This window comes from Amycolatopsis kentuckyensis (assembly GCF_002155975.1).
GTDB classification, from domain to species: domain Bacteria; phylum Actinomycetota; class Actinomycetes; order Mycobacteriales; family Pseudonocardiaceae; genus Amycolatopsis; species Amycolatopsis kentuckyensis.
Genome location: NZ_MUMI01000506.1, coordinates 1 through 12428, shown reverse-complemented (window position 1 = coordinate 12428; position 12428 = coordinate 1). Strand labels below are relative to the sequence as shown.

11 protein-coding genes are annotated in these 12428 nt (G+C 72.9%); 3 read left to right on the top strand and 8 right to left on the bottom strand.

Annotated features, from left to right (window positions below; all coding sequences use genetic code 11):
- Together CCN39_RS39060 and CCN39_RS39055 are read right to left on the bottom strand one after the other, a co-directional pair.
- Positions 1–1224: ABC transporter permease (locus CCN39_RS39060; RefSeq protein WP_086850984.1), on the bottom strand; the 1224-nt coding region annotated here is incomplete at its 3' end.
- A gap of 74 nt (positions 1225–1298) precedes the next feature.
- Positions 1299–2348, bottom strand: a complete 1050-nt coding sequence (locus CCN39_RS39055) for a thiamine ABC transporter substrate-binding protein (RefSeq protein WP_086850982.1) — start codon at positions 2346–2348, stop codon at positions 1299–1301.
- A gap of 158 nt (positions 2349–2506) precedes the next feature.
- On the opposite strand from CCN39_RS39055, the gene CCN39_RS39050 reads away from it, so the two are divergent.
- Positions 2507–2791, top strand: a complete 285-nt coding sequence (locus CCN39_RS39050) for a 4a-hydroxytetrahydrobiopterin dehydratase (RefSeq protein ID WP_086850981.1) — start codon at positions 2507–2509, stop codon at positions 2789–2791.
- Positions 2792–3218: 427 nt separating this feature from the next.
- Here CCN39_RS39050 and CCN39_RS39045 read toward each other — a convergent pair whose 3' ends face one another.
- From CCN39_RS39045 to ychF, 3 genes are read right to left on the bottom strand one after another with little or no spacing between them, the layout of a single operon-like run.
- Entirely contained in the window at positions 3219–3686 is a 468-nt protein-coding gene (locus CCN39_RS39045; protein WP_086850979.1) for a hypothetical protein, read from the bottom strand.
- Positions 3683–4273 (bottom strand): ArsR family transcriptional regulator, encoded by a 591-nt coding sequence (locus CCN39_RS39040; protein ID WP_086850977.1) that lies wholly within the window; start codon positions 4271–4273, stop codon positions 3683–3685. The genes CCN39_RS39045 and CCN39_RS39040 overlap by 4 nt, the downstream gene beginning before the upstream one ends.
- Positions 4274–4325: 52 nt before the next feature.
- Positions 4326–5408, bottom strand: a complete 1083-nt coding sequence (gene ychF / locus CCN39_RS39035; RefSeq protein ID WP_086850975.1) for a redox-regulated ATPase YchF — start codon at positions 5406–5408, stop codon at positions 4326–4328.
- A gap of 102 nt (positions 5409–5510) precedes the next feature.
- Here ychF and CCN39_RS39030 point away from each other — a divergent pair, with 102 nt between their 5' ends.
- Complete coding sequence (locus tag CCN39_RS39030; RefSeq protein WP_086850973.1) at positions 5511–6896, top strand: DNA-3-methyladenine glycosylase 2 family protein; 1386 nt, start codon at positions 5511–5513, stop codon at positions 6894–6896.
- A 25-nt stretch (positions 6897–6921) separates the two neighbouring features.
- Here the strand turns inward: CCN39_RS39030 and CCN39_RS39025 are convergent, their stop codons facing one another.
- The 3 genes from CCN39_RS39025 to CCN39_RS39015 are packed head-to-tail and all read right to left on the bottom strand — an operon-like array spanning position 6922 to position 11234.
- Positions 6922–7113, bottom strand: a complete 192-nt coding sequence (locus tag CCN39_RS39025; protein WP_086850971.1) for a DUF1737 domain-containing protein — start codon at positions 7111–7113, stop codon at positions 6922–6924.
- Between the two features lie 21 nt (positions 7114–7134).
- Entirely contained in the window at positions 7135–10086 is a 2952-nt protein-coding gene (locus CCN39_RS39020; protein WP_086850969.1) for an AAA family ATPase, read from the bottom strand.
- Positions 10083–11234 (bottom strand): exonuclease SbcCD subunit D, encoded by a 1152-nt coding sequence (locus CCN39_RS39015; RefSeq protein WP_167455311.1) that lies wholly within the window; start codon positions 11232–11234, stop codon positions 10083–10085. Before CCN39_RS39015 ends, CCN39_RS39020 begins: the two co-directional genes overlap by 4 nt.
- Positions 11235–11481: 247 nt before the next feature.
- On the opposite strand from CCN39_RS39015, the gene CCN39_RS39010 reads away from it, so the two are divergent.
- A complete protein-coding gene (locus CCN39_RS39010) occupies positions 11482–12396 on the top strand; it encodes a DNA recombination protein RmuC (protein ID WP_086850965.1) in 915 nt (304 codons plus the stop codon).
- The last annotated feature ends 32 nt before the right edge of the window (positions 12397–12428 follow it).

The following is a 12428-nucleotide window of genomic DNA, read 5'->3' as shown; positions in this document are numbered from 1 at the left end:
GCGCAGCACCGGCAGCACCATCCGCACGACCAGCGGGATGATCACGAGCGCCTGCGCCAGCGGCACCAGGTAGGGCGACGTCCGCAGGTCGCCGGGCAGCGCGTCGAGGGTCACCAGGTAACCGAAGCCGACGGTCACCGCGGACACCCCGAGCGGCAGCATCAGGACGGCGTCCATCGTCTCGCCCAGCCCGCGCGCGGCCTTCGCGGGTGACCGGCGCAGCGCCACCAGCACCACGGACGCGAGCACGCCGACGACCATCGCGAGCAGCGTCGCGTCGATGGCCACCTTCAGCGAGTTCAGCGCGGCGTCCCAGCCGGACACCTGGAGCGCCCCCTTCTCGCCGGTGCCCGTCAGCGCCCGGTACCCGGCGAGGCTCCAGCCGTCCTCAGTGGACACCGATTCGGCGAGGAGCGCGACGATCGGCGTCACCAGCAACGCCAGCACGACGCCCGCGGCGCCGACGACCCACCATTCGCCGCCCCTCGGCCGCCGGGCCCCGCCGGCACCGATCCTCGCGCCCTCCTTGCGCCGCCGCGCCAGCCCGCCGAGCACCAGCGCGGCGACCACGGCCGCGAACTGGATCAGCGAGAGCGCCGCTGCGCCGGAGAGGTCCAGCAGGTCGACGGTCCGCAGGTAGATCTCGGTTTCCAGGGTCCGGTAGCGGGCGCCGCCGAGGATCAGGACGACCCCGAAGCTGGTGGCGCAGAACAGGAACACGACGGCCGCGGCGGACGCGACCGCCGGCGCCAGCGCGGGCAGCGTCACCGACCGGAAGGCCCGCCACGGCGACGCGCCCAGCGCGCGGGCCGCGTCGGTCGTCCGCGAATCGAGCCGCGCCCAGAGCCCGGCGACGGTCCGCGCGACGACAGCGACGTTGAAGAAGGCGTTGGCCAGCACGATCGGCAGGACGCCACCGTCCGGCCACAGCGCGCGGAACGCCAGCCCGACGACCACGGTCGGCAGCACGAACGGCACCAGCACCAGCGTCCGCGCCAGGCCGACGCCGGGCAGCCGCACCCGCGAGAGCAGGAACGCGACCGGCAGCCCGGCCAGCACCGCGACCACCGTCGACGCGGCCGCGCTCGCGACCGTGAACCCGGCCAGCTGCCAGGTCCGCGGGTCGCCGAGCACGACGTCGAGACCGCCGGCGGCGAACCCGCGGCCGATGATCGCCAGCACCGGCCAGGCGAAGAAGACCACGAGGAACCCGATCGGCGCCAGCCCGAGCAACGCCAAGCCGAGCCCGCGGGCGGTCCCCGGCGGGGCTGTCGCTTTCCGGGTCGGCGCTCCGGAGGTCACTGCACGAGCGTGCGCCATTCGCCGATCCACTTCTCGCGTCCGGCCTGCACCTGGTCCGCGGGCAGCGTCTGCGGCTTCTGCGGCAGCGGCGCGACCTGCGCCCAGCCCGCGGGCAGGTCGACGCCCTGGCGCGCCGGGTAGACGTACATGTTGGCCGCGACCGTCGCCTGGAACTGCTGCGACAGCAGGAAGTCGACCACCTTGCGGGCGTTCTCGACCTGCTTGCCGTTCGCCAGCACGCCGGCGTACTCGACCTGCCGGTAGCAGGTGTCGAGCAGCGCCTTGGTGCGCGGCTTCCCGTCGTCCCCGACCTCGGCGGCGGGCGACGACGCGTACGAGACGACGATCGGCCGCGGCCCCTTGCCGGACGAGCCGGAGAACTGCTTGGTGTAGGCCTCTTCCCAGCCGCTGACCACCTTGAGGCCGTTGGCCTTCAGCTTCGTCCAGTAGTCCTTCCAGCCGGCGTCGCCGTACTTGGCGATGGTGCCGAGGAGGAACGCCAGCCCGGGGGACGCCGTCGCCGGGTCCTCGGCGACCAGCAGGTCCTTGTACTTCGGGTCGGCCAGGTCGTCGTAGGTCTCCGGCGCCGGGATGCCCTTGGTGGCGAAGTAGTTCGTGTCGACGTTGACGCAGACGTCGCCGACGTCGACCGCGGACAGCCGGTGCTCGGGGTCGACGGCGTAGCGCTGCGGCCCGCGGTCGGCTTCGGGACTGGTGTAGGGCTCGAAGACGCCCTCGCTGAGCGCCCGGGAGGCGAAGGTGGAGTCGACGCCGTACGCGACGTCGCCGATCGGGTTGGCCTTCGTCAGCACGAGCTTGTTGGTCAGCGATCCGGCGTCGCCCTGCATGAGCACGGAAACCTTGATGCCCGACTGCTTCTGGAAGGCGTCGAGCACCTCCTGCGGCGCCAGGAAGGAAGCGTGCGTCACGAGGGTGACGGTGGGCGTCTGCTGCGTGCCACCGTCACCGTCCGACAGCGAGCACGCCGCGGCGACGGCGCTGACGGCGGCGACGGCCGTCGCGGCGCGAACAGCCCTGCGTTTCATCTACCCTCCTGCACTTCGCCGACGCGGAGGGAAGCCCTCCCGTCGCCGGCATGATCCGGTCAGGTGCGAACGGTCGCGGGTGACCCGCCTCTCAGCCCGGCTCACCGGACTCCCGTGGCAACCGTGCAGCGTAGTCCAGGACGCAGGACGATGGAGACATGACGGAAATCTTGAGCGACTCCGAGGCCGACGGACGGTTGGGTGCGGACTGGACGCGGTCCGGCGCGGTGATCTCCCGCGAGGTGGAGCTGGCGAGCTTCCCCCAGGCGATCGAGGTGGTGAACCGGGTGGCGGAGCTCGCCGAGGCCGCCGACCACCACCCGGACATCGACATCCGCTGGCGCACGCTGACGTTCCGGCTCTCCACCCATTCGGCGGGCGGGCTCACGGCGAAGGACTTCGACCTCGCCGCGCAGATCGACGCGGTGCTCGCCGCCTTGTGATCCTGGTTACTCTGAGTGCACCTTCCTCCGGCCCCGGCGTCTCTCGGTTACCGGAACCTTCAGGAGGGAGAACCCAGATGACACAGGCAATCGTGGTCGGCACGGCGGCGTTCGCAACCATGGTGGCAGCGGCCGGCGGCGTGCTCTGGTTCACCGTCCGCAACCGCCGTCACCTGGACAGCTGAGAGTTCGATCACAGCTGTTAACGCCGGGCATGATCGGCGCGCTGTTCGGAGCGGAAGCATCAGCTCGACCCCGGGAAACGCCATGAACAGCACCGCCGCCCTCACCCCCGCCCAGCGCGCCTGGATCAACGCCCTCGCCCCCGCGGTGGTGCTGATCACGATCGCCCTGCTGGGCCTGCTCGGCTAGGACACCCGGGCCTGCCGGATCTTCGGATCCGGCGGGCCGGCCAGGTCGGCCAAGATCAGTAGCGGGACATGTTCGGGATCGTCTTCTCGGCGACCCCGATGAGATCCTCGACCTTCGCCACATCGGCCGTCACGTCCTCGGCGGTCACCGACGGCGCCTCGGACGAACGGTAGGCGACCTCGTTGCGCCGCACCCGCATCCGGTTGAAGGGACGCAGGAGCGGCCCCAGCGGCGGGTCCAGCTGCGCGAGAACCGCTTCGTAGACGGCGATGTGGCCACCACGGCTCGTCGCGCGCAGGCCCTGGTTCTGCAAGACGGCCGCCAACGCCCGGCGCGCGCCGTCATAGGCCAGCGTGTAGGCGCCTTCCGGGTCCGAGTCCAGCAGCCGGCGTGCCGAAACGACGTGCGTGCGGGCCCTGGCGATCTCCGCCTCCGCGGCCTCCCGCGAAGCCGGGACGCGTTCGAGGGAGCCGCGCGCGATGAGCGCGTCGATCGTGGCGCGGCCCTGGTTCCACCGGGTCATTCCGTCTCCTGGTCGAGAGGCAGCGGGACCAGCGGACGCGCACGCACGCTGGTGAGGAACGGATCCGTGCTGCTCGAGGCCCACGCCGCCGGCGAGATCCGGTGGACGCTGACCTCGCGGCCCAGCCGCCGCGACACGCCCTCGGCCAGGTCGAAGAGCGCGTCCGGATCGGGCGCGCCGACGACGAGGACGTCGACGTCACCGGGCGGCGGCCCCGGCTCGCCGCTGTAGCGCGCGGCCCAGGACCCGTAGATGTAGGCCTCGCGCACGCCGGCCAGGCCGGACAGGGCCTCGGCGAGCAGCGGCAGCGGCCCGAAGGTGACCGAAATGACGTCGCTCAACGGCCGGTACAGCGGGGTGTCCGTGCGGGCTTTGACGAGCCGGCTCCGGCCCACCCGCCGGTCTTCCAGGATGCCGCCGCCGACGAGTCGTTCGACCTCGCGCAGCACGGCCGTCGGCGTGACGCCGCACGCCTCGGCGAGCTCGGTGATGCTGTACTCGCGCTCCGGGTGCAGCAGGACCAGCGCGAGCAGCTCGCCCTGCATGCGCGAACGCAGCAGCGGCAGCAAGCTCGGCGAAGCTTTCATTGGACGCAGCATATCCTGCGCCCAATGAAAACAACAGTCAGTAGTTGACCGATCAGACGTTGAAGCGGAACTCGACCACGTCGCCGTCGGTCATGACGTAGTCCTTGCCCTCCATGCGGACCTTGCCCGCCGCGCGGGCCGCCGCCATCGAGCCCGCCGCCATCAGGTCGTCGAAGGAGACGATTTCCGCCTTGATGAAGCCGCGCTCGAAGTCCGTGTGGATGACGCCCGCCGCCTGCGGGGCCGTCGCACCCTGGGGGATCGTCCAGGCGCGGGACTCCTTCGGGCCCGCCGTCAGGTACGTCTGCAGGCCGAGCGTGTGGAAGCCTGCGCGGGCCAGGGAGTACAGGCCCGGCTCCGGCTGGCCGACCGACTCGAGCAGCTCGCGGACCGACTCCTCGTCGTCCAGCTCCAGCAGCTCCGCCTCGACCTTCGCGTCGAGGAACACCGCGTCCGCCGGCGCGACCAGCTTGGTCAGCTCCTCGCGGCGGGCTTCGTCGGTGAGCACCGACTCGTCGGCGTTGAAGACGTACAGGAACGGCTTCGTCGTGAGCAGGCTCAGCTCGCGCAGCGCGTCGAAGTCGACTTCCTTCTGCGCCTGGAACAGCGTGCGCCCGGCGTCGAGGATCTCCTTCGCCTTCTGGGCGTTGTCCAGCGCGGGCTTGTTCTCCTTCTTCGTCCGCGCTTCCTTCTCCAGCCGCGGCAGCGCCTTGTCGAGCGTCTGCAGGTCGGCGAGGATCAGCTCGGTGTTGATCGTCTCGATGTCGCTCGACGGGTCGATCCGGCCGTCGACGTGCACCACGTCGGGGTCGTCGAACACGCGGATGACCTGGCAGATCGCGTTGGCCTCACGGATGTTCGCCAGGAACTTGTTGCCCAGCCCGGCACCCTCGGACGCGCCCTTCACGATGCCCGCGATGTCCACAAAGGACACCACGGCCGGGACGATCTTCTCCGACTTGTGCAGCTCGGCCAGCTTGTCCAGCCGGGGGTCCGGCAGCGGCACGACACCGACGTTCGGCTCGATCGTCGCGAACGGGTAGTTCGCGGCGAGCACGTCGTTGCGGGTCAGCGCGTTGAACAGGGTGGACTTGCCGACGTTGGGCAGGCCGACGATACCGAGGGTGAGGCTCACGACCCCGCAGTCTACGTGGCTGCCCCGGTCCCGCCCCACGCACCCAACGCCGTGGCGGATTTCCGCCAGCGACGGCGCTGACCTGCTGGCATGCTCGGGTCAATGGTCACCGAAACGCTCTCACTCTGGCGCGACGCCGAACGCTGCTACCGCGCGGTCACCGCCCGCGACTCGCGCTTCGACGGCCAGTTCATCATGGCGGTCCGCACCACCGGGATCTACTGCCGCCCGTCCTGCCCGGCGTCGACGCCGAAGGTGCAGAACGTCCGCTTCTTCCCGACGTCGGCGGCCGCGCAGGCCAACGGCTTCCGCGCCTGCCGCCGCTGCCTGCCGGACGCCGTGCCCGGCTCGCCGGACTGGAACGTGCGCGCCGACCTGGCCGCGCGGGCGATGCGCCTGATCTCCGACGGGACGGTCGAACGCGAAGGCGTCCCCGGCCTCGCCCGGCGGCTCGGGTACTCGGAACGCCAGCTGGGCCGGGTGCTCACCGCCGAGCTCGGCGCGGGCCCGCTGGCCCTGGCGCGGGCGCACCGCGCGCATTCGGCGCGGCTGCTCATCGAGCTGTCCGAGCTGCCGCTGACGGACGTCGCCTTCGCGGCGGGCTTCTCCAGCGTGCGGCAGTTCAACGAGACGATCCGCGAAGTGTTCGCGACGACGCCTTCGCAGCTTCGCGCCTTCGCGGCGTCCCGGCGGGGACGGCAGAGCGACGTGACCGGGACCCGGCTCAGCCTGCGGCTGCCGTTCCGGCCGCCCCTCGACGCTTCGGGGTTGCTTCGCTTCTTCGCGGACCACGCGGTGCCGGGCGTCGAGGAAGTCACGCCGGAGGCCTACGCACGCACGCTGCGGCTCTCCCACGGCACCGGCGTCGTGCGGCTGACGCCTTCGCCCGACCACGTGCGCTGCGAGCTGATGCTCACCGACCTGCGCGACCTCGGCAGCGCGGTCAGCCGGGTGCGCCGGCTGCTCGACCTCGACGCCGACCCCGCGGCGGTCACCCGCGTCCTCGGCGCGGACCCGGCGCTGGCCCCGGTGGTCGAGGCCGTGCCGGGGATCCGGGTACCGGGCGCGGTGGACGGCGAGGAGCTCCTGCTGCGCGCCCTCCTCCGCGAGGTGCCGCCCGGGGAGGAGGTGCCGGGCGAGTGGGGTGTGACGCGGCTGTTCCCGACGGCGGCCCAGGTCGCGGCCACCGGCCACCCCGTCGCCGCCGCGCTGGCCGAGGGGCGGCTGGACGTGCACGTCGGCCGGGACGCCGCCGACCTGCGGACCGAGCTGCTGGCCTGCGTCGACCCGTCGACGGCGGACTACGTGCTGATGCGGGTCCTCGGCGCCCCGGACGTCCTGCTCGCCGACGACGCGGAAGTCCGCCGCGGCGCCGAGACGCTGGGGATCTCGCCGGATTCGCTCGGCGAGCGGGCGCGCGCGTGGACGCCGTGGTGCTCCTACGCCGGGATGTACCTCCGGCGCGCGGCGACCGGCCCGCTCGCCTGACCCGGCCGAGACCGCGGGGCCGGTGTCAGCCCTGTTCGCCCCGCCACAGCACGGCCTGGGCGACGATGACCTGCTCGCCGTCGTAGGTCGCGGCCGGCGAGCCGTACAGGCGGTAGCCCATCTCCAGCGCCTCGCTGACCCGGTGGCAGAACTTCGCGTCGTCCGGGCCGGTGAGCATGCGGTAGCGGGGAAGGCCGTTCGGCGGCTGGTCGGTCATGGCTTCATCTTGGCTCAGTGATCAGCTCGCGCGCACCTCCAATGTGGAGCCCGTGCGGGACTTGCGGACGCGCAGCCGGGTCGGGATGCGCTGCCGCAGTTCCTCGACGTGCGACACGAGCCCGACCACCCGCCCGCCGGCCCGCAGTTCGTCGAGGATGTTCATCACGACGTCGAGGGTTTCGGCGTCCAGCGTGCCGAACCCCTCGTCGACGAACAACGTGTCCAGGAGCGCGCCGCCGGTCTCCCCCGCGACGACGTCGGCCAGCCCCAGCGCGAGGGCCAGCGACGCGAGGAACGACTCGCCGCCGGACAGGGTCTTCGCCGGCCGGATGGTGCCCGAGTAGTCGTCCAGCACGTCGATGCCGAGCCCGCCGCGGGTGCCGCGCGCGCCGGCCGCGTCCGAGTGCACGAACGAATACCGGCCCTGGCTCATCGTGCGCAGCCGGTGCGTGGCGGCGACCGCGACTTCTTCGAGCCGCGCCGCCAGGACGTACGACCGCAGCGACATCTTGCGACTGTTCTGCCCGCGCCCGTTGACGACCTCCGAGAGCGCCCGCAGCTCGGCGTACTGCGCTTCGGCCGGCGCGAGCCCGGCCAAGGCCGTGTGCAGCAGCCCGGCCAGCCGGGTCAGCTGCTCGTGCTGCGCGGTGGCCGCCCGCAGCGCCGCGTACGCGGAATCGGCGCGCGCCCGGGCGAGCTGGGCTGTGTCGGCCGCGCGGCCGACGTCCGCCACGTCGTCCGGCGAGATCCCGAACAGGTCCGGCTCGGCCAGCAGCGCCCGCGCGCCCGCGGCGGCCGCCTCGGCCTCGGCGATGCCCTGTTCCAGCTTCTCGATCTGCTCGTCCGGCAGCATCGCGGCCCGCGCCTTCTTCAGCGACGTGAACCCCTTCGCCGTCACCGCCGCCTCGACCAGCGTTTTCTGCTGGGCCACCCGCTCGCGGGCGCCGGCGACCGCCGTGCGCGCCTCCGCGACCGCCTCCAAGGCCTCGGCCAGGCCGAGGAGGTGCTGCCGCCGCGCGCCGACGTCCGCGAACTCGCCCCGCCCGGCGACCAGGCGGCGGTCCCGCTCGGCCAGCCGCTCTTCCAGGGCGCGGACGTCGGTCGTGGCTTCGGTCGCCGCCTGTTCGGCCCGGCGCAGCCGTTCGCTCCGCGCTTCCAGGTCGCGCTCCAGCAGGACCACCTGCTGCCCCAGCTTCGCCTTGGCGGCGGCCTGTTCGGTCAGCGCGGAGACCGTTGCGCGGGCTTCCGCCAGCTCGGCGGTGATCGACTCGGCCGTGCGCCCGGCCAGCCGCTCGATCAGCCCGGCCAGCCGCGCCTTCGCCTCTTCCAGCGCGACGACGACCCGCTGCCGCAGCACGTCCGCCGCCTGCTCGGCTTCCTCGGCCGCGCGTTCCTCGGCCGGGTCGACCAGCTCGACGTCCCGGCTCGCCTTCGCCGGGTGCTCGGCCGACCCGCACACCGGGCACGGCGCGCCGTCGGCCAGCGCGGCGGCCAGCTCGGCCGCCATCCCGTCCAGCCGCCGCTCGCGCAGGTCGAGCCGGCGCTGCCGGGCCGTCTGGTGCGCGTCGACGACTTCGCGCAGCTTCGCCTCGCCCCGCTGGACTTTCGCCTGGGCTTCGGGCAGTTCGGCCGCGTCTCGGGCGACGGCTCGCAGCTCGTCCACTTTCGCCTTGGCGCCGTCGAGCTTCGCCTCGGCCTCGGCCGCGGTCAGGGCGTCCGCGCGCAGCTTCGCCAGCTGGCCGGGGATCGCGGCCAGCTCGGCGGTCAGCTCCTCGACCTGTTGCTGGGCCGTGACAGCGGCCAGCTTCCGGTCGTCCCGGCGCATGACGTCGAGCTCCTGCTGCTCGGCCTCCGCGACCAGCTCCGCGACCGCGCCCGCCTCTTCACGCGCGGTGGCCGCCCGCGCCTTCAGGTCGCCGGTCGCCCGGGTGCCGAATTCCCGCAGCAGGGCGCCGCGGGCCTTCTCCGCCTGCTCGGCTTCGGCCAGTTCGGCGGCCCGCCGATCCAGCAGGTCGGCCTCCACGGCGACGCCGGCCGCCCGCCGCGCGGCCGCGACCTCCTGCGCCCACTCGGCCCGCTGCGGCGCCTGCTCGGTGATTTCGAGCAGCCGCAGGTGGGCGTTGCGGACGCGGCGGATCTTCTCCGCGCTCGCCCGTTCTTCCTGCAGGTAGACGTCCGCTCGCTGGGCGGCCGAGCGCGCCCGCTCCTCCTCCGCCGTCACCTGCGCGACGCGTGCTTCCGACTCGGCGAGCACGGCGCCGACCCACTCCGGCACGTCGGCCTCGGGCGGTTCCCGCTGCGCTTCCTGCGCGTACCGGGCCAGCATTTCCCGCACCTTCTGCTGGCTGTCGGCCAGCTCCCGGCCGCGCTCGGCGCGCAGGTCGGCGAACCAGCGTTCGACGTCGGCGAAGCGCTCGGTGCCGAACAGCCGCTCCAGGAGTTTCTCGCGCTCGGCGGTGTCCGACCGCAGGAAGCGGGCGAACTCGCCCTGGGGCAGCAGCACCACCTGGAAGAACTGGGCCGCGGTCATCCCGAGCAGCCGCTCGACGGTGCGCGCGACCTCTTCGATCCGGATCAGGCCCTCCGGCGCCAGCCCGGCGGGCGCGGTGCCGACCCAGCTCAGCGACACCCGCGCCTGCTGGGTGGTCGTGCCCTCGCCGCGCCGCTTCGGCCGCTGGTACTCCGGGTTGCGCACGATCTTCAGCCGGTGCCCCTGCACGGTGAGCTCCAGCGCGACCTCGGTGACCTGGTCGGGCTCGGCGAGATCGCACCGCAGCCGCTTGGCCTCGTTGCGGGCGCCGGGAACCACGCCGAACAACGCGAACGCGATCGCGTCGAGCAGCGTCGTCTTGCCCGCGCCGGTTTCGCCGTGCAGGAGGAAGAGACCGTCGGCGCCGAGCACGTCGAAGTCGACGACCTCGCGTGCGCAGTACGGCCCGAAGGCTTCGACCTCCAGCCTGTGCAGCCTCATTTCGCGAGGGCCCCCCGGTCGGCCGCTTCCAGCGCCTGGAACAGGAGCTGCTCTTCGCTCTCGGTCGGCGGGGCGCCGCGGCAGTCGTCGAGGAAGCTGCGCGAGACCTCGATGTCGGACCGGCCGCGGACGGCGTCGGAATAGCGCAGCGGGGCGCCGGCGTGGCCGCCCGCGGGCTCCCACTCCAGGTGCACCGCGTACGGGAACCGCTCGCGCAGCCGCCGCATCGCGTCGACCGGGCGCACCCGGTCGGTGACGGTGATCGAAAGGAAGTGGTCGAGGTAGGCGTCGTGCGCCGGGTCCACGAGGAGGCCCTCGATGTCGCCGGTGAGCGTGGCGAGCTTTCTCGGGACGGGAAGCTCGTGGCGCCGGACCTCGGCGAGACCGTTCCGGTCGACGTCGACCAGCCAGACGGATTTGCGTTGGCGCGCTTCGGAAAACGAGTACGCCAGCGGGCTGCCGGAGTACCGCAGGTGCTCGGCGAGCGTCTGCGGGCCGTGGAGGTGGCCCAGCGCCACGTAGTCCACGCCGTCGAAGACCGAGCCGGGCACCTGCTCGACGCCGCCGACCGCGATGGTCCGTTCGCTGTCGGTGGGTTCGCCGCCGGTGACGAACGCGTGCGCGAGCACCACCGAGCGGACGCCGGGCCGGGTGCCGAGGTCCGCGCGGATCCGGCGCATGGCCTCGGTGAGCACGCCGGTGTGGCCGCGCGCGTCCGGCACGCCGAGCGCGTGGCGCGCCGGTTCCGGTTCGAGGTAAGGGATGCCGTAGACGGCGACCGGGCCGCCGCCGTCTTCGAGGAGTACCGGTTCGGCCAGCCCGGCGACGGTGGTGCGCAGGTGCAGGCCGCCGGCCGCGGCGAACTCCGCGAAGGCGCCGAGGCGGGGCGCCGAGTCGTGGTTTCCGGGCGTGACGACCAGTTGCGCGCCGGCCACGCGGATCCGGGCGACGGCTTTCGTCGCCACCCGCACGGCTTCGGCGGAGGGGACCGCGCGGTCGTAGATGTCGCCTGCCACCAGGACGGCGTCGATCGCCTCGCCGGCCACGAGGTCGGCGAGGTGCCCGAGCACCGCTTCCTGTTCCGCGAGCAGGTCGGCGCCGTGGAAGGTGCGGCCGACGTGCCAGTCGGAGGTGTGCAGGAATCTCACGAGGGGCAACGGTACGACCCCGCTCCGACGAAATCGCGCAGGCACGCCGCCACCTCACTCGAACGTGTGTACTAACACGAGCGGGCAAGATCGGACACGCCCTGCGCGGAATCGATGTGTTCGCAGGTCAGCTACCCAGAGCGACGGACCGGGTGCGGTTTTTGTCGGTGGGGTCCGCCATGATGTCTGCGAGCTCGGTGTTCGGAGCTCGGAGTCGGGAGTTCGGAGTTCGGCCGGAGGAGGCGAAGTGGCGACAGTGCTGACCACGGCGGCGATCGTGCTGGCGGTCCTGCTGCTGTTCGCCGTCGCGCTGTTGTGGCGGCTGTACCAGGACGGGATGCGCCGGGCGGACGCGGCGGCCCGGCTGGTGGCGGCCGAGCGGGCCAAGGCGGACCAGCAGCAGCTGGCGCTGCGGCGCTACGAGGTGGCGTTCGCCTCGATCAGCGGCCGCGGCGAGCTGGGCGAGCAGGTCCTGGTCGAGACGGCCAGGGCGTTGGGCCTGCGCGAGGACCTGCACTTCACCCTCCAGACGGACCTGGGCGGCGGCGGCTCGGCCAAGCCGGACATGGTCCTGCGCGTGGGCGGCGACCGGACGGTGCCGGTGGACGCGAAGGCGAGCATGGCGACGTGGTCCGAGGCGGTGGAGACGGACAACCCGGACGAGCGGCTGGACGCGTTGCGCGCGCACGTGCGCCAGATCCGTTCCCGCGCGGCCGAGCTGGCGGGCAAGGGCTACCAGCGCTGGGCGGACGCGATCTACGGAACGATCATGTTCGTCCCCTCGGACGCGGCGGTGGTGGCGGCGTTGGACACGGACCCGGAGCTGCTGCGCTGGCTGATCGACCGCCGGGTGTTCTTGTGCGGCCCGACGGGCTTCGGGGTACTGGCCTCGGCGGCGTTGTTCGCGGCGAGCGACCGCACGCTGGAGGCGGACGTGGAACAGGTCCGAGCCGGAGCGGCGGCCGCCCACCGCGCGGCGGGCGGCGCGGTGGAGGCGTTGAACTTGTCGAGCACCCACTTGCAGCGGTTCCTGTCGGCGCGCCGACGGGAGCTGGAGGCGCTGGAGACGTTCCGGGCCACGGTGGGTCCGTTGTCCGAGGCGTCAGGCAGCCCGGCGGCCGTGCCGACGGTGCGGAAGGGGGACGAACTGGCGGCGAGCTGAGGGGCGGAGGCTGCCGGGCTGCCTGACGCCTC